The sequence below is a fragment of the Nocardia araoensis NBRC 100135 genome, from assembly GCF_000308435.1.
GTDB classification, from domain to species: Bacteria; Actinomycetota; Actinomycetes; order Mycobacteriales; family Mycobacteriaceae; genus Nocardia; species Nocardia araoensis.
Genome location: NZ_BAFR01000203.1, coordinates 47,981 through 64,944 on the forward strand (window position 1 = coordinate 47,981; position 16,964 = coordinate 64,944).

Below are 16,964 nucleotides of genomic sequence, written 5' to 3' on the forward strand. Positions count from 1 at the left end.
CGCGGTGCGGCGGTCAGGCTGAGAGCGTGCGTGTAGCGATCGTCGCGGAGTCGTTCCTGCCGAACATGAACGGCGTCGTCAACTCCGTGCTGCGGGTGCTCGAACACCTGGACCGGAACGGGCACGAAGCGCTGATCATCGCGCCGGACACCCCGCGGGGACAGCCCGCCGCGCCGCGCCACTACGAGCGCTTCCCGGTCCACCGGGTGCCCGCGGTCATGGTCCCCAAGATCAGCTCGCTTCCGGTCGGACTGCCGCAGCCGGGCATCGTCTCGGCCATCGAGGACTTCGATGCCGACGTGGTCCACCTGGCCTCACCGTTCCTGCTCGGCGCGGGTGGCCTCGGCGCGGCATTGCGGCTGGACCTGCCCACCGTCGCGGTGTATCAGACCGACGTGGCGGGTTTCGCCAAGAGCTACGGGCTCGGGCTGGCCGGCCGCGCCGCCTGGGGCTGGACCCGGCGCATCCACGAGGGAGCCACCCGGACGCTCGCCCCGTCCCGGGCCGCGGCGGAGGATCTGGCCAGGCACGGCATCCCGCGCGTGCACCGATGGGGCCGCGGCGTCGACATCGGGCGGTTCACACCGAGCGTCCGCTCCGCCGAACTGCGGGACGCCTGGCTCGCGGGCCGGGACCGTCTGCTGGTCGGCTTTGTGGGGCGGCTCGCCCCGGAGAAGCACGTCGAGCGGCTCGCGGTGCTGGCCGCCGACCCGGACATCCAGCTGGTGATCGTCGGCGACGGACCGGAACGCCAGCGGCTGGCCCGGCTGATGCCGACCGCGGTGTTCACCGGCGAACTCGGCGGCGACGAGCTGGCGCGGGCGTACGCGAGTCTGGACGTCATGGTGCATGCGGGCGAACACGAGACCTTCTGCCAGGGCGTGCAGGAGGCGCTGGCCTCGGGTGTCCCGGTGATCGGTCCGGACGCGGGGGGCCCCCGCGACTTGATCGCCCACTGCCGCAACGGCTATCTGCTTCCGGTGGACCGGTTCAGCGAGTTGCTGCCCAGTGCTGTCGGGGCGCTGCACGATCCTGAGCTGCGGACCCGGTTCGCCGGGGCGGCGCGCAAGTCGGTGCTGTCGCGGACCTGGCCCGCCATCTGCGCTCAGCTGATGGGCCACTACGCCGAAGTGACCGGCACACGGATTCGGTTGCCGCATACGGCTTGAACCCGGCCCGTGCGTGACGAAGGTATCCACGCGCCGCGCTCGGTTCGTAACAGACCGCGAGTTAGGGTCTTCGCGTGGCGAAAACGCAATCGAACCGTGCCTCGTTGGACAAGCAGCCGCGCGAAGTCGCGGCGATGTTCGACGGCGTCGCCCGACGCTACGACCTGACCAACACGGTGATCTCCGCCGGGCAGGATCGTTACTGGCGCTGGGCGACCCGCAAGGCGCTGGCGGCACGGCCGGGCGAGCGGCTGCTCGATCTGGCGGCAGGCACCGGTGTGTCCACCTTGGAGTTGCAGAAATCCGGCGCGTGGTGCCTGGCGGCCGATTTCTCCAAGGGCATGCTCAGCGCGGGCCGGTTCCGCGATGTGCCGATGGTGGCGGCCGACGCGATGGCGCTGCCGTTCGCCGACGACTCCTTCGACGCGGTGACCATCTCGTTCGGGTTGCGCAACGTGGCCGACACCGACCTGGCCCTGCGCGAGATGCTGCGCGTCACCAAGCCCGGCGGCAGGCTGGTCGTGTGCGAGTTCTCCGCCCCGGTGCTGCCGGTGTTCCGCACGGTGTATCTGGAATACCTGATGAAAGCGCTGCCCAAGGTGGCGCGCGTGGTGAGCAGTAACCCCGAGGCCTACGTCTACCTGGCCGAATCCATCTCGGAGTGGCCCAATCAGCGCAGGCTGGCGATGCGGATCGCGGCGAACGGATGGTCGTCGGTGAAATGGCGCAACCTCACCGGGGGCGTGGTGGCCCTGCACCGGGCATACAAGCTCGGCTGAGCCGGAGATCTCGATCACACCTCACCGGCCGATCCCGCGGCGGTGAGGAGGAATGTCACCTGGCGCTAACGCGAGGTAAATCCGGCGCAATCGGCGGTCCGCATGATCGGAGACATGACCGATCCAGTGACCGGCCGCGGCGACGGCACCGCCCGAACGGCGTGCTCGTACTGCGGCGTCGGCTGCGGGATAACGGTGTCGACCGCCGCCGACGGCACGGGCAAGCCGGTGATCGCCAAGGTCAGCGGCGACAAACTGCACCCGGCGAACGCGGGAAGGTTGTGCACCAAGGGGGCGACCCACGCGGAGTTGATGCGCACCCAGGGACGGATGGAGACCGCCTACCGGCGCTTCGAGCGAGGTCAGGTTCCGGTGCCGTTCCCCGTCGACGAGGCCGTGCACGAGGCGGCCACCCGGTTGCGCGCGATTCTCGACGAGCACGGTCCGGACGCGATCGCACTGTACGTCTCCGGGCAGATGTCGCTGGAGGCGCAGTACCTCGCGACGAAACTCGCCAAGGGTTATCTGCGCACGGTGCATATCGAGGCGAACTCCCGGCTGTGCATGGCCAGCGCCGGCACCGGATACAAACAGTCGCTCGGCGCGGACGGGCCGCCCGGCTCCTACGACGACTTCGAGCACGCGGACCTGTTCTTCGTCATCGGCGCGAACATGGCCGACTGCCATCCCATCCTTTTCCTGCGGATGGCCGATCGGCTGAAGGCGGGCGCGAAGCTCATCGTGGTCGACCCGCGCCGCACCGAGACCGCCGCGCGGGCCGACCTGTTCCTGCAGATCGCGCCCGGGACGGATCTCGCGCTGCTGAACGGGCTGCTGCACTTGCTGGTGGCCGGCGGCCACATCGACGCGGAGTTCATCGCCGAGCACACCGAGGGCTGGGAGGCGATGCCGGAGTTCCTGGCCGACTATCCGCCGGAGCGGGTGGCCGAGATCACCGGACTGTCCGAAGCCGACATCCGGACCGCCGCCGAATGGATCGGCGCGGCGGGCGAGTGGATGTCGCTGTGGACGATGGGACTCAACCAGTCCACGCACGGCACCTGGAACACCAACGCGCTGTGCAACCTGCACCTGGCCACCGGCGCGATCTGCCGCCCCGGCAGCGGGCCGTTCTCGCTCACCGGGCAGCCGAACGCGATGGGCGGGCGCGAGATGGGCTACATGGGCCCCGGGCTGCCCGGCCAGCGCAGCCTGCTCTCCGCCGAGGACCGCACGTTCGTGGAGACCGCGTGGGAACTGGAGCCCGGCACGCTGCGCACCGAAGCGGGGCCGGGCACGGTGGAGATGTTCCGCGGACTGGCCGAGGGGACGATCAAAGCGGCCTGGATCATCTGCACCAACCCCGTCGCCACCGTGTCGAACCGCAAGACCGTGATCGCGGGATTGGAAGCGGCCGAACTGGTGATCGCCCAGGACGCGTACACCGAGACCGCGACCAACGCCTACGCCGACCTGCTGCTTCCCGCCACGCTGTGGGCGGAAGCCGATGCGGTGATGGTGAACTCCGAACGCGACCTGACCCTGCTGCGGCAGTCGGTCCCGCCCATCGGCGACGCACGGCCGGACTGGCGGATCATCGCCGACGTCGCCACCGCCATGGGGTTCCCCGGCTTCGACTTCGCCTCCAGCGCCGAGGTGTTCGAGGAGATCAAGCGGTTCGCGAATCCCGCCACCGGCTACGACCTGCGCGGCGTGAGCTATGCGGCGCTGCGTGCCGGGCCGATGCAGTGGCCGTGCGCGCAAGCGGAGCGCAGGCGCAATCCGATCCGTTATTTGAACGACGGGATCAGCCAGACGCTGTTCGTCGACGAGAACGGCCACCGGCCCCGGCTGGCCTTCGCCACGCCGAGCCGCCGCGCGGTGTTCTGGCCACGGCCGCACATGCTGCCGGAGGAGATGCCCGACGACGACTACCCGTTCCTGCTGAACACCGGCCGGCTGCAACACCAGTGGCACACGATGACCAAGACGGGCAAGATCGACAAGCTGACCAAGCTGAACGGCACGCCGTTCGTCGAGGTGCATCCGGCCGACGCCGAGCGGCTCGGTCTGCGCGCGGGCGACCAGCTCGAGATCGCCTCCCGCCGTGGCCGTGCCGTGCTACCGGTGCAGGTCAGCGACCGAGTACGGCAGGGCGACTGCTTCGTGCCGTTCCATTGGAACGACGAGCAGGGCGAATACCTGACCATCAACGCGGTCACCAACGACGCGGTCGATCCGGCCTCGCTGCAACCGGAGTTCAAGGCGTGCGCGGTGGCGCTGCGCCGAGTGGCTTCCGTGCCGCAGCCGCAGGTTCCCGCCGCGCTGCCCACGGCCCTGACTGCACACCCGCTGGCCGCCGTGCTCGGCCTCGACAGCGGTACCGCGCCCACGCTCAGCGAGACCGAGCGGATCTACCTCAGCGGCTATCTGGCGGCGCTGCAAGCGCTTCCGGTGACCGGTCAGCCGGTGCTGCCGGATTCGGCGCCGATGTCCGCGCACACCAGGCTGTGGGTCGACGGTCTGCTGGCCGGGATGTACTCGCGTGGCGCCGCGACCACGGCGGACGCGGGCGCCGCCGCTCGCACGGTCACCGTGCTGTGGGCCTCGCAGACCGGCAACGCCGAAGAGTTCGCCGCCGCCGTCGCGGCACACCTCGCCGAACGCGATTTCGCCCCGCGACTGTTGGATCTGGATTCCTGCGACCCGGGTGCGCTCCAGGGCGACGTATTGGTGGTCAGCAGCACGTTCGGCGACGGAGGTCCGCCGGACAACGGAGCTGACTTCTGGGATCGGCTGGCCGACGGCGTCGTGCGGCTGACCGGTATGCGTTACGCCGTATTCGCGCTCGGCGACTCGTCTTATGACGACTTCTGTGGTTACGGACGCAAACTCGACCAGAAGTTCGCCGAACTCGGCGCGACCCGATTGCTTCCGCGCGTCGACAGTGAACCCGACTACCAAGACGCGGCGCAGCGCTGGCTCGATGACGTGCTCGCCGCCCTGAGCGACGGCTCGGCCGAGGACCCTGCCGATTCGCCGGTGAGCGGTGCGGCCGCGCCGCCGACCCGGCCTACGACCCGTGGCGGTGGTGTAGCCACGGTGGAGGCGCCGAGCGTCGCCCCGGCACTCGGCCGCACCCGCGCCGCACCGTTCACCCGCGCCGCGCCGCTGCGTGCCCCGTTGGTGCGCAACGAGTTGCTCTCCGCCCCGGGATCGCCGAAAGAAGTGCGCCGCTTCGCGTTCGACCTGCGCGGCCTGGACGCCGGGTACGAGGCGGGTGATTCGCTGGGCGTCTGGCCGGTGAACAGCACCGCTCTGGTCACCGAATGGCTGGCCGCCACCGGGCTGGACGGTCGCCGCGCGGTCGAGGTCGACGAGCGTGAAGTTCCCCTGGCCGATGCGTTGCGCACGCACTTCGACATCACCAAGGTCGGTCCGGATCTGCTCGGCTTCATCGCCGAGCGCAACCCGAGCGGCAAGCTCGCCAAACTGTTGCGCCGGGACAACCGCAACGAGCTGGCGAATTATCTGTGGGATCGGCAGGCCGTGGACGTGCTGCGCGATTTCCCCGTGCGGGCCGATCTGGTGGAGTGGCTCGGCGTCATGAAGAAGTTGCAGCCGCGCCAGTATTCGATCTCGTCGAGTCCGCTGGTCAACCCGGATGAGGTGGAGCTGACCGTCGGCGTCGTGCGCTACGGCGATCCGGCGGCCACCGGCTCGGCGGCGCGGCGCGGTGGGGTGTGCTCGACTTTCCTCGCCGATCGCGCCGATCTCACCGACGCGATGGTGCCGATCTTCCTCCAGCGCGCACCGCATTTCCGTCCTCCGGCGGACCAGGCCGCGCCGATGATCATGGTGGGCCCCGGCACCGGCATCGCCCCCTTCCGCGGGTTCTTGCAGGAGCGCAGGGCCCGCGGCTGCACCGGGCGCAACTGGCTGTTCTTCGGCGATCAGCACGCGGCGCACAACTTCTACTACCGCACCGAACTGGAGGACATGTTCCGTTCCGGCTTCCTGACCCGGCTCGACCTGGCCTTCTCCCGGGACCAGCGGGAACGGATCTACGTGCAGCACCGCATGATCGAGCACGGCGCCGAGCTGTGGTCCTGGCTGCGCGACGGCGCCCACTTCTACGTCTGCGGCGACGCCGGCCGTATGGCCAAGGACGTCGACGACGCGCTCCTGCGGATCGCGCGCATCCACGGCAAGCTCGACGAAGACGGCGCATTGGCATTCAAGAAGCAACTCATCGCCGAAAAGCGTTACGTCCGCGACGTGTACTGACCGACCGTGCCCACACTCCCGACTTAGTGATTGAGATCACAACTGGGAACGCCCCCGCACCTCGCTCCGTCGAAAACCGAGACGGATTCGAAGTGACTATCACCGATCGCGGGGGGGACGAGGCCATGGAAGAGCCGCCTACTACCGGCGTATCGCGCAGGACTCGTCACGAGGCAGCACGACAAACCCGTGGGACTGGTGGATGGTGCTGATGTCCACCCACCTCGGTGAGGCGATGTACGACCTGGACCGCCTCGGCGGTCCAGCCGTGATCACGATCGGCAAGTTCGGCTTCACCGCGACGCCGACCCGAGCGGACTGATCGTCCGACACGCTCACACCGCGGGCGGGTTCAACCGGGTGAAGTCCGGGAGGCGGTAGTACGGGTAGTAGGGGTAGGGCGGGGTGGTGGCGCTGGCTTTGTCCAGGCGGGCGATCTGGTCGGTGTCGAGTTCCCAGCCGATCGCGCCGAGGTTCTGGCGCAGCTGCTGCTCGTTGCGGGCGCCGACGATGACCGTCGCGACCGTGGGGCGGCGCAGCAGCCAGTTGAGGGCGATCTGCGGGACCGTCTTGCCGGTTTCGGCGGCCAGCTCGTCGAGGACGTCGACCACGTCGTAGAGCTTTTCGTCGTCCACGGGCGGACCCGCCTCGGCGGTCCGGTGCAGGCGGCTGCCGTCCGGAAGCGGTTGTCCGCGGCGGATCTTGCCGGTGAGCCTGCCCCAGCCGAGCGGGCTCCAGACCACGGCGCCGACGCCTTGGTCGCGGCCCAGTGGCATGAGCTCCCACTCGTAGTCCCGCCCGACCAGCGAGTAGTAGACCTGGTGCGCGACGTACCTGGTCAGCCCGTTGCGATCCGCAGCGGCAAGGGATTTCATCAGCTGCCAACCCGCGAAGTTGGATGCGCCGACATAGCGGATCTTGCCCGCGCGCACCAGATCGTCCAGCGCGGCGACGACTTCCTCGACCGGCGTGCCCGCGTCGAAGGCGTGCAGCTGGAACAGATCGATGTAGTCGGTGCCCAGCCTGCGTAGCGATCCCTCCACCGCACCGATCAGCCTGGCTCGGCCGGAACCGGCGTCCCGCGGCCCCGGTCCGGTCGGCAGCGTGGCCTTGGTGGACAGCAGCACCCGATCGCGTCTGCCCTTCACGGCGGCGCCGAGCACTTCTTCGGAGGCGCCGTCGGAGTAGACGTCGGCGGTGTCGAACATGCTCACGCCCGCGTCCAAACTGATGTCGACCAGCCGTCGCGCCTGTTCGGCATCGGTATCGCCCCATGCACCGAACAGTTCGCCGCGCCCGCCGAAGGTGCCCGCACCGAAACTCAACGCCGGGACGTGCAGGCCCGACGCGCCGAGCCGCCGGTACTCCATGTGCGTCTCACCCGTCCGAACGTTCACTGGACCACCCTCCTAAAGGGTCTGTAGTTCCATTAACACTTCGAACGGTACACCCCTTCGCGCATAAATGAAACTGGAGTACCGTTATGGCCATGGATGACACGACCCCCGGCTCCGTCCGACCCGGCGGACGGACCGCCCGGGTCCGCGCGGCCGTACTGCGAGCCGCGGGCGACCTGCTGACCGAACGCGGCTTCGCCCACCTGGACCTCGCCGAGGTCGCCACGCGCGCCGAGGTCGGCAAGACCACCGTCTACCGCCGCTGGCGCACGCCCACCGGCTTGATCGCCGATCTGCTGGTCGACATGGCCGAGCAGTCGCTGCCGCACGCCGACACCGGCTCGCTCCTCGGCGATCTCACCGCCAACGCCCGCCTGGTCGCGAAAACCCTGTCCGATCCGCGCCAAGGCAGGCTCTTCCGCGCCGTGATCGCGGCCGCCACCTGCGACGAGTCCGCCGCGGCCGCCCTGCGCCGTTTCTACGACGTGCGGCTCACCGAATGGTCGGCCTGTGTGGCGGCCGCCATCGCGCGCGGTGAGGCGCCCGAGGGCACCGACGCACGCGCCGCGCTGTCCGCGGTATCGGCGCCGCTGTACTACCGGCTGCTCGCCAGCGGAGATCCGATCGACGACACCGCGGCGGACCTGGCCGCTCGGGCCGCCGTCGATGCCGTCCGGGCGGGCACGTTCGTGTCTGCCGCCGACTAGCCGAGCACCGCGCCCTTGCCATTCGGAGTCCAGTTGACGCGGCGGCCGGTGAAAGCGAGGACTCGCTCCAAGGCGGTGGCATCGGCCGCGACCGGCACCACCGGCCCGAACAGACCGGGCACCCCTTCGGCAGGTGTGTCGCGCAGCATCTCGAGCAGGGTCGCCAGATCTCCGGCGGCGCACGAGAAGGGCCGGCCGGTGGCCTTCGCGAGATCCCAGCCGTGCACGACCACCTCGTCCAGGGCGATCCTGGCCATCACCGGGGCGGGCTCGCTGACTCCACCGGCCTCTGTCACGCCGTCCCAGGCCGCGGGCTCGCGCCATGCCGCCACCAAGGCATCGAGCTGGGCCGGAATGCGCTCGCGCCAATCCTCCGGCAAGGCGCGCTCGGCAGGGGCGCCGGGCGCGACCGAACCGCCGACGGCCTCCTTCGTCGCCGCCTGCCGGAACGCCTCCGTCAGATCGACCACGTGCGCGAGCAGATCGCGGACCGTGGTGTCGGCGCACGGCGTCGGCGCCGCGAGTTGTTCATCGGCGATGCCGCCGACGACGGTCGCCAACGCGTCGGCCGCGGGCTCGAAATCGAACTCGGGGTTCATCTGGCCTCCTCGGGGTGTGGGACGTCTCCGGAAATGGAGACGGAGCGAGGCCGTGAAATTAAGCGGCAAGTCGTTCCGAGATCGACTCGTAGCGGTGAAAAGCCCTGGAAAAGCGGACAATTGAAGAATGAAGGGTGATCGGGTGGAGATCGTCGTCGACGTCGGCGACGGCTCCAGGAGCTATGAGATCGCGGCTACCCGAGCGGGGCGGCGAGTCGAAGTGAGGATCACGCGGGGCGTGGTCGAAGTCAGCGAAGTGACGCGATCGGGGACGGCCGTGCGGACCGCGCGGTTCATGGCCGGGCGCTTGCTCGCGCTGGTCGAACATCCGGCGGACGCGACGGCGGCACGGGCGGGCGAAGCGCGACAATCCTGAGCGTCGGATGCTTGCCGTACATCCCGACCGGGGGCATCCTCGTTGCAGTCGGAATTGATCGCCCGCCTCGATTTGCAGCGTGCCACGACGGGTATGCCGATCGAGAGGCCTACGTAGAGAGGAGCGCACGATGTCAGATCCCCTTGCCGACGCGGTCCCGGAGGCCGATCTCGCCGAGCAGTCCGTTCCGGCGTATCCGGAGGAGCCGGTGCTCGCCGACGACCGCCCCGAGCAGGAGGACGCCATCGGACGGGCGACACTGGAGCGCGACGTCTTCGAGGCGAATCCGGCGGATGTGCTCGAACAGTCCATCGTGGTCCCGATGGATGACGACCTCGAGGACGAATCCGAATTCTGACCGCTTGGTCAGGGCTGGATCTTGGCCCGCACCTTCGCGTGCAGTTCCCGCAGGCTGGACCGCTCGGTGGCCACCTCGAGCACCCGCATGCCATGGGCGTGCCCGGTCAGCTCGACGGCCAGCTGCTGCGGATCCACCTGCCGGTGCGGAATGCGATAGGCGGCGCACAAGGCCGCGAGATCCATGCCGTGCGGGGTGCCGAAGACTCGCTCGAACACGCCCGCGTATTGCGGGTCGCCCTGCTCGAGCAGTTCGAAGATGCCGCCGCCGTCGTCGTTGGCGACGACGATGGTCAGATCCGTAGGCCGCGGTTCGCCCGGCCCGATCAACAGACCGGACGCGTCGTGCAGGAAGGTCAGATCACCGATCAGGGCGATGGTGCGCCCATCGTGGTGCAGGGCGGCGCCGACCGCGGTGGACACGGTGCCGTCGATACCCGCCACGCCGCGATTCGACAGCACCCTGACCCCCGGCCGTGGATGCGACACCAGCGCCGCGTCCCGCACCGGGTTCGAGGCGCCGAGCAGAAGTTGGTCGCCGTCGCGCAGCGCGTCCATCACCACCGCGGCGACGTGCAGCCCGGTGGGTTTCGGGTGTCGTGCGAGTTCGGCACGCACCACCTGGTCGGCTTTCGCGTTCAGTTCACGGCAGTGCTCCAGCCATTGCGTCCTCGGGGCGCCCGCGGTGACGGCGCGGGTACCGGTGCCGACCACGTTGCCGGACACATCGGGCCAGCGCGGACCGGTGGTCAGCGCGTACACCCGGACGTCCGGATCGGCGAGCACCTTCGACACCTGCCGGTGCAGGGTCGGGCGGCCGGTGATGATCGCCTGCGTGGGACGCAACAGCGGCAGCACGAGTGGATGCAGGGCAGGGCCGTGCATCGGGGCGGTGGGCTCGGCGACGGTCGGCAGGCCCGCCAGCTCCGGCCGCAAGCCCGCGCCGTGTCCTGAGATCACTACCGTGTCCGGCGTGAGGTCGAGCTCGAGCGGCACGTCCAAGGTGGCGTATTGGGTCTCGGTCCAGGCGCAGTCCCCCGCGCGCCCCGCCGGAGCCGCCTCCCCCGGCCCCAAGTCCGGGACCAAGGGCTCACGCAGCGGGACATCGAAGTGCACCGGGCCCGCATTGCCGGAGCGAGTGCCACGCGCCGCCGCCAGCACCCGGCAGACCGCAGAGCGCCACTGGCTGTTCTGCTGGCCGTAAGGCGGGTGCTCGCCGTCGCCCGCCTCCTCCTCCGCGAGACCGAGCGAGATGGTGGCGCGGACCTGGCTGCCGAACAGGCCGAACTGTTCGACGGTCTGGTTGGCGCCGGAGCCGAGCAGCTCGTAGGGGCGGTTGGCGCTGAGCACCACCAGCGGAACCCGGGCGTAGTTCGCCTCCAGTACGGCAGGCCCGAGATTGGCCACCGCGGTGCCCGAGGTCATCACGACAGGGACCGGGAGGCGGCTCGCGATCGCGAGCCCGACGGCGAGGAAGCCCGCCGTTCGCTCGTCGATCCGCATGTGCAGGCGCAGTCGCCCGGCGGCATCGGCGGCTTGCAGGGCGAAGGCCAGCGGAGCGTTCCGTGAGCCGGGGCACAGGACGACATCCCGCACGCCTCCGCGCACCAGTTCGTCGACGACGACCTGCGCTTGTGCTGTAGACGGGTTCACGCCTCCAGACTGGCAGACAGACAACTAGAAGTCCCCGCCGGGAGGTTCGCAATCACACTGTGTCGTCGCACACGAGGCGATTCGGCCGCTGCCTCCACACGCGACCGCGCCGGCACAACCCCACCGATTTCGAGCGAAGCGAGACCGAGCATGCGCCGCTCGCGACCCGGCCCGCGTCCGAGTGACCGCCGCGCACGCGACGCAGTCGCAAGCGGTGGTCGCTCGGACGCGAGCTGAAGAATTACTTCGCGTGCTTCTCGATCAGGTCGCCGACCCGCGGCAGCGCCTCGATGACGTTCTTCTTCGCGGAGGAACGCATCGAGGAGTAGACCTTCTGCAGGGCAGGACGGCTGGAAGCCTCGGCCCTGGCGTCGGTGACGGCGAGCAACGCCTCGGCGACCTCGTCGGACTTGGCGACGAGCAGGTCGGCGAACTTGCCGGTGCCCGACGCCGTGTACTCCTGCCAGAACGGCTCCAGCTGCGCGACCAACTTGGGCGCCAACGACTCCAGCGCATCGGGCACAATGGACGGGCTGATCTTCTTGACCGCCGCGTAGCCACCCTTCACAGCCAGGCCGGACGCACCACCCTTGTCCGAGACCTCGGCGTCGAGAACCTCGACGGCGTCGGCAAGGAAAGCCGGGCGCTTCGCGTCGTCGAGCAGGGATTCAGACAGTGCTGCAACCACTTTCAGGTTCCTCCGGATCGGTATCGATGAACGAGCGAGGGCAACTATACGTGCCCGCGCCAGCATTCACCCGGCTACGGCTGCCACGGTAGCAACTCGACCATCAAACCTTCGCAGTCAGCGAGGAGATCGCCCTGCTCATCGAGCAATTCGGCGGTGATAAAAGTTTTTCGCCCTTCGATCCGGTCGACCCGTCCGCGAACCGTCAGTTCCGTCTCGAGCGGAGTGATCTTGCGGTAGTTGACGTGAAGATACGCGGTGCGGCTGATCGGCCGTCCGGCGTAATGCACGATCATGCCGAGCAGATCGTCGAACAGCAGCGGCAGCACACCGCCGTGCGCGGCCCCGTTACCGCCGAGATGGAAGCGGCGGAACACACCCGTCATCTCGATGCCGTCCGGGCCCGCCGAGACCACCTGCCACGGCAGCAGCAGAAGGCTTCCCCGCCCTGGCAATTCGACGGCACGGCCCGCCGGGCCTTGCAATTCGGGCGCGCGGTAGGGCTCGAGCAGGTCGATCAGCTCGCGAGCTCTGGCTTGCGCGGCCCCGAAGACCTCGTCCGGCGCGTCCACGGACACCGCGAGATCCTGCAACGTGCGCATGGCGTCCACGAATCCGCCGAAGTTCGGCCCGACCTTCGCGGACGTGACCTTCGGGAACCCGCCGTGCTTCTCGTACCGGGATCGGTCCACCGCGCTCCGGTCGATAACCGGTTTCACTCGCTCGCTCATACCTGCACGGTAACGCGTGGTTTTACACCGTCAAATCGAGGCACCGCTGACGTGGCGCGGATAGCCGGGATCCGGTGCGACCGACGACCGGTCAGCGAGACCCATGGGGTTGTGCACCTCGCGTCGTGACCGCTTACGCGCCCTTACCGGCCCGACCACGCCTTTCGAGCAGAGCGAGACCTAGCATTGCCCGGTGACGTTCAATCCGAAGCTGTGGCGCCCCGTTCCGGGATTCGAGAACCTGACCGACATCACCTATCACCGGCACATCGAGCAGGGCACCGTGCGTGTCGCGTTCGACCGGCCGGAGGTGCGCAACGCGTTCCGCCCGCACACGGTCGACGAACTCTACCGGGCCCTCGACCACGCGCGGATGACTCCGGACGTCGGTGCGGTGCTGCTCACCGGCAACGGTCCGAGCCCCAAGGACGGCGGCTGGGCGTTCTGCTCCGGCGGTGATCAGCGCATCCGCGGTCGCAGCGGCTACCAGTACGCCAGCGGCGAGACCTCGGACACGGTCGACCAGGCCCGCGCTGGCCGCCTGCACATCCTGGAGGTGCAGCGGTTGATCCGTTTCATGCCGAAGGTGGTGATCGCACTGGTGAACGGCTGGGCCGCGGGCGGCGGTCACAGCCTGCACGTGGTCTGCGATCTCACCTTGGCCAGCCGCGAGCACGCCCGGTTCAAGCAGACCGACGCCGACGTGGGCAGCTTCGACGGCGGCTACGGCAGCGCGTACCTGGCCAAGATGGTCGGCCAGAAGTTCGCCCGCGAGATCTTCTTCCTCGGCCGCCCCTACACCGCCGAGGAAATGCACCAGATGGGCGCGGTGAACAAGGTCGTCGACCACGCCGAACTGGAGGACGTCGCGCTGGAGTGGACCGCCGACATCAACGGCAAGTCCCCGCAGGCCCAGCGCATGCTGAAGTACGCGTTCAATTTGCTGGACGACGGTCTGGTGGGCCAGCAACTTTTCGCGGGCGAGGCGACCAGGATGGCCTACATGACCGATGAAGCCGTCGAAGGCCGCGACGCCTTCCTGGAGAAGCGCAAACCGGACTGGACCCCCTACCCCTGGTACTTCTGACATGGACATCCTCAGCAGCCGGATCATCCTGCGTCCCGCCGACTACCAGGCCACGCTCGCGTTCTACCGGGACGGGCTGGAACTGGCCATCGCGCGGGAGTATCCGGGCGGAACCGTCTTCTTCGCTGGGCAGTCGCTGATCGAGGTGGCCGCGCACGGCGGCTCGGGCAGGTCGTCGTCGTTCGATGGCGCGATCTGGCTCCAGGTGCGCGACGTCTCCGCCGCCGCGGTGGAACTCGCGCTGAAGGGCATCGCGATCGACCGCGCGCCGGTCGAGGAGCCGTGGGGTCTGCACGAGATGTGGGTGCGCGATCCCGACGGTGTGCCGATCGTTCTGGTGGAGGTCCCGCCGACTCATCCGATCCGGCGGGATACGCGCTGGCAGGAGTCGTAGCGACGGTTCCGTTCGGTAGTACGGCGAGCCGCATCGAGTTGCCAACGCGTCAACTGGCGAGGACGATAACGCTCGGATGGCCACCCGACCGCCGACGTCCGGGCCGGCTGTGTCCGTGTCCCGTCCGACGAGTGAATCGCAGTCTCGATGCCTGTCGTACTTGAGCCCCGAACCGACCGGGTGGCCGCGCCGCGGGTGCGCCACTCCGGCATACCGACCCGTTCCGCACGCTGCGGCGCGGGCATGACACGATCCCTACCGTGAGGGAGTGCAGCGAGCGAGCCATGGGCACAGCGGCTCTGGGCACCACCGAGCCGGGCGAGCGGCGAGGCATGGCATGACCAAGAAACTGCGTACCTTGCCGATGCCGACCGGGTCCGGCCTCGGCGACGTCATGCCTCACCTGCGGGAGGCGCTGGAAGGTAACGGGGTTGCCTGGCTGCCCATTCCCACCAGCGATCGGCGCGAGGCTCGGCGCCTGAGCGACGCCTTGTCGCCGGGCGAGCCGATCGACGAGGAGATCGCTCTCGTGGTGACCACCTCCGGCACCACGGGGGTGCCGAAGGGAGCGATGCTCAGCTCGGCGGCCCTTCGCGCGAGCGGCACCGCGACCCACGACCGGCTCGGCGGCCCCGGCAACTGGTTGCTGGCCCTGCCGACCCATCACATCGCCGGTATTCAGGTGCTGTTGCGCAGCATCCTGGCGGGGACCGAACCCACCGTGCTGGACGTGTCCGGCGGATTCCTGCCCGAGGCACTGGCGGGCGCGATCTCCGGCATGCGCGGAGAGCGGCGCTACACGGCCCTGGTCCCGACCCAGTTGATCAAAGCGTTGGAGTCGCCGGCCGCCACCACCGCGCTGGCCGAGCTCGACGGCGTGCTGGTGGGCGGCGCGGCCACTCCGCTTCCGGTCTACGAGCGCGCGCGAGCCGCAGGCATCACCGTCGTGCGCACCTATGGCATGAGCGAGACCTGCGGCGGCTGCGTGTACGACGGCGTGCCGCTGGAGGGCACGAAGATTCGTATCGAAGACGGCCGTGTCGTGCTGGGCGGCGCGATGATCGCCTCTGGCTACCGCAATCAGCCCGATCATCCCGCGTTCGCCGAGCCCGGCTGGTTCCGTACCGAGGACGCGGGCACCTTCGACAACGGCGTGCTGAGCATCACCGGGCGGCTGGACGAGGCGATCACGACCGGCGGCCTGCTGGTGATCCCGCAGGTCGTCGAGGCCGTGCTGATCAACCACCCGGCGATCAGCGAGGTGGTCGTCCTCGGCCTGCCCGACGAACGACTCGGCCAGCGCGTCGCCGTCGCGGTGATCCCGGCCCCCGGTGCCACACCGGACTTGGCTGAGCTGCGCGAATACGTCAGCGACGAACTGGACTCCATCGCCGCCCCGCGCGAACTGGCCGTCCTCGACGAGTTCCCGCTCCGCGGCCCTGGCAAGCCCGACCGCGTCAAACTGCGGGAATACCTCTTGGCCGAGTCGACCCGCTAGCGGATCGCGGGAGTGGGCCGGGCGCGCAAGTGGCGGCTCAGATCGCCCGTCAGGCGGATGTGCACCCGGCGCTCCGCGAATGGCCACTGCCCGTCGACGCGTTCGAAGCGGTCGTGGTAGCGGCCTGCCGTACATAACAGCACCATGCAAGAGCCGTGCAAGTCCGGGCATCCACAGTTGTCCACATGACTTCTTTCGCACCAACTTCAGCGCTCGCCGTCGAGGCGGACGGCCTGGTCAAGGTGTTCGGGGAACAGCGGGCCGTCGACGGCGTGAGCCTGGCGGTGCCGCAGGGCTCGGTGTACGGCGTGCTCGGACCGAACGGCGCAGGCAAGACCACGACCATCCGCATGCTCGCGACCCTGTTGCGACCGGACGGCGGCAGCGGGCGCATCTTCGGCCACGACGTGGTCGCCGAGCCGACGGCGGTCCGCTCGCTCATCGGCGTGACGGGGCAGTACGCCTCGGTCGACGAGGATCTCAGCGCCACCGAGAACCTGATCGTCTTCTCTCGCCTGCTCGGCCTCGGTCGCGTCGAGGCCCGGCGCAAGGCGGCCGAGCTGCTGGAGGAATTCGACCTCACCGAGGCGGCGAACAAGCCGCTGCGGCACTTCTCCGGCGGTATGCGCCGCCGCCTCGACCTGGCGGCCAGCCTGATCGCGACGCCGCCGCTGCTGTTCCTCGACGAGCCGACGACCGGGCTCGACCCGCGCACCCGCGCCCAGATGTGGGAAACCATCCGCCGCCTCGTCCGCGAGGGCGCGACGGTCCTGCTCACCACGCAGTATCTGGACGAGGCCGACCAACTCGCCGACCGGATCGCGGTGATCGACCGCGGCAAGGTGATCGCCGACGGCACGGCCGACGAACTGAAGGCCTCCGTCGGCGGTTCCTCGCTGCATCTGACCCTGGTCGATCGCGGTCAGCTCGACGAGGCGCGCCGCATCATCGGCGATTTCCTCGGCGCCGAAGCGCAGATCACCCCGGAGGCGGGGCGGCTGACCGCGCCGCTGACCGACGCAGGCGTCACCGCCGATCTGCTGATCCGCCTGCGCGAGTGGGAGATCGGCGTCGACGAGATCACCGTGACCAAGCCGAGCCTGGACGAGGTCTTCCTCACCATCACCGGCCACCCCGCCGAGGACACCACCGACGATTCCGCGAAGAGCGCGGCATGAGCGTCCGGCCCGCAGGCGGCAGCCTGCGTGACCACGCCGAGGCCCGCGCACGCCGAGAAGGAAT

General features: G+C 69.3%; 16 protein-coding genes. 10 read left to right on the forward strand and 6 right to left on the reverse strand.

Features of this window, described 5'->3' with window-relative positions:
- Positions 1 to 26: 26 nt before the first annotated feature.
- From ON21_RS26365 to ON21_RS26375, 3 genes are all read left to right on the forward strand, one after another.
- Positions 27 to 1,169: a glycosyltransferase family 4 protein gene (locus ON21_RS26365; protein ID WP_039802074.1), complete on the forward strand. Its 1,143-nt coding sequence runs from the start codon at positions 27 to 29 to the stop codon at positions 1,167 to 1,169.
- A 74-nt stretch (positions 1,170 to 1,243) separates the two neighbouring features.
- Complete coding sequence (locus ON21_RS26370) at positions 1,244 to 1,948, forward strand: demethylmenaquinone methyltransferase (protein ID WP_039802027.1); 705 nt, start codon at positions 1,244 to 1,246, stop codon at positions 1,946 to 1,948.
- A gap of 102 nt (positions 1,949 to 2,050) precedes the next feature.
- Entirely contained in the window at positions 2,051 to 6,235 is a 4,185-nt protein-coding gene (locus tag ON21_RS26375) for a bifunctional nitrate reductase/sulfite reductase flavoprotein subunit alpha (protein ID WP_083880905.1), read from the forward strand.
- Between the two features lie 335 nt (positions 6,236 to 6,570).
- Here the strand turns inward: ON21_RS26375 and ON21_RS26380 are convergent, their stop codons facing one another.
- Entirely contained in the window at positions 6,571 to 7,605 is a 1,035-nt protein-coding gene (locus ON21_RS26380) for an aldo/keto reductase (protein WP_039802029.1), read from the reverse strand.
- 113 nt (positions 7,606 to 7,718) lie between these two features.
- On the opposite strand from ON21_RS26380, the gene ON21_RS26385 reads away from it, so the two are divergent.
- Positions 7,719 to 8,339, forward strand: a complete 621-nt coding sequence (locus ON21_RS26385) for a TetR/AcrR family transcriptional regulator (RefSeq protein ID WP_039802031.1) — start codon at positions 7,719 to 7,721, stop codon at positions 8,337 to 8,339.
- Here ON21_RS26385 and ON21_RS26390 read toward each other — a convergent pair.
- Complete coding sequence (locus tag ON21_RS26390) at positions 8,336 to 8,938, reverse strand: TIGR03086 family metal-binding protein (protein WP_039802033.1); 603 nt, start codon at positions 8,936 to 8,938, stop codon at positions 8,336 to 8,338. The two genes, ON21_RS26385 and ON21_RS26390, sit on opposite strands and share 4 nt — an antisense overlap.
- A gap of 127 nt (positions 8,939 to 9,065) precedes the next feature.
- Between ON21_RS26390 and ON21_RS26395 the strand changes: the two genes are divergently transcribed.
- Together ON21_RS26395 and ON21_RS26400 are read left to right on the forward strand one after the other, a co-directional pair.
- Positions 9,066 to 9,314, forward strand: a complete 249-nt coding sequence (locus ON21_RS26395) for a DUF8836 family protein (protein WP_039802035.1) — start codon at positions 9,066 to 9,068, stop codon at positions 9,312 to 9,314.
- A 130-nt stretch (positions 9,315 to 9,444) separates the two neighbouring features.
- Positions 9,445 to 9,672, forward strand: coding sequence for an Rv3202a family protein (locus ON21_RS26400; protein WP_039802037.1), 228 nt, complete (start codon positions 9,445 to 9,447; stop codon positions 9,670 to 9,672).
- A gap of 8 nt (positions 9,673 to 9,680) precedes the next feature.
- Here ON21_RS26400 and menD read toward each other — a convergent pair whose 3' ends face one another.
- The 3 genes from menD to ON21_RS26415 all read right to left on the reverse strand — a co-directional run bounded on the left by menD (position 9,681) and on the right by ON21_RS26415 (position 12,743).
- Complete coding sequence (gene menD / locus ON21_RS26405; protein WP_039802039.1) at positions 9,681 to 11,324, reverse strand: 2-succinyl-5-enolpyruvyl-6-hydroxy-3-cyclohexene-1-carboxylic-acid synthase; 1,644 nt, start codon at positions 11,322 to 11,324, stop codon at positions 9,681 to 9,683.
- Between the two features lie 241 nt (positions 11,325 to 11,565).
- Positions 11,566 to 12,012, reverse strand: coding sequence for a DUF6918 family protein (locus tag ON21_RS26410; protein WP_039802041.1), 447 nt, complete (start codon positions 12,010 to 12,012; stop codon positions 11,566 to 11,568).
- 74 nt (positions 12,013 to 12,086) lie between these two features.
- On the reverse strand, positions 12,087 to 12,743 hold the full coding sequence (locus ON21_RS26415; RefSeq protein WP_051021365.1) for a PaaI family thioesterase: 657 nt from the start codon (positions 12,741 to 12,743) through the stop codon (positions 12,087 to 12,089).
- Positions 12,744 to 12,936: 193 nt separating this feature from the next.
- Here ON21_RS26415 and ON21_RS26420 point away from each other — a divergent pair, with 193 nt between their 5' ends.
- From ON21_RS26420 to menE, 3 genes are all read left to right on the forward strand, one after another.
- Entirely contained in the window at positions 12,937 to 13,830 is an 894-nt protein-coding gene (locus ON21_RS26420; protein WP_039802043.1) for a 1,4-dihydroxy-2-naphthoyl-CoA synthase, read from the forward strand.
- Position 13,831: 1 nt separating this feature from the next.
- On the forward strand, positions 13,832 to 14,224 hold the full coding sequence (locus tag ON21_RS26425; RefSeq protein WP_039802045.1) for a VOC family protein: 393 nt from the start codon (positions 13,832 to 13,834) through the stop codon (positions 14,222 to 14,224).
- Between the two features lie 337 nt (positions 14,225 to 14,561).
- A complete protein-coding gene (gene menE / locus ON21_RS26430) occupies positions 14,562 to 15,722 on the forward strand; it encodes an o-succinylbenzoate--CoA ligase (RefSeq protein ID WP_039802047.1) in 1,161 nt (386 codons plus the stop codon).
- On the opposite strand, the gene ON21_RS37975 is transcribed toward menE, so the two are convergent.
- A complete protein-coding gene (locus ON21_RS37975) occupies positions 15,719 to 15,868 on the reverse strand; it encodes a hypothetical protein (protein ID WP_218004149.1) in 150 nt (49 codons plus the stop codon). The two genes, menE and ON21_RS37975, sit on opposite strands and share 4 nt — an antisense overlap.
- 39 nt (positions 15,869 to 15,907) lie before the next feature.
- On the opposite strand from ON21_RS37975, the gene ON21_RS26435 reads away from it, so the two are divergent.
- Positions 15,908 to 16,900: a daunorubicin resistance protein DrrA family ABC transporter ATP-binding protein gene (locus ON21_RS26435; RefSeq protein ID WP_039802049.1), complete on the forward strand. Its 993-nt coding sequence runs from the start codon at positions 15,908 to 15,910 to the stop codon at positions 16,898 to 16,900.
- Positions 16,901 to 16,964 lie beyond the last annotated feature (64 nt).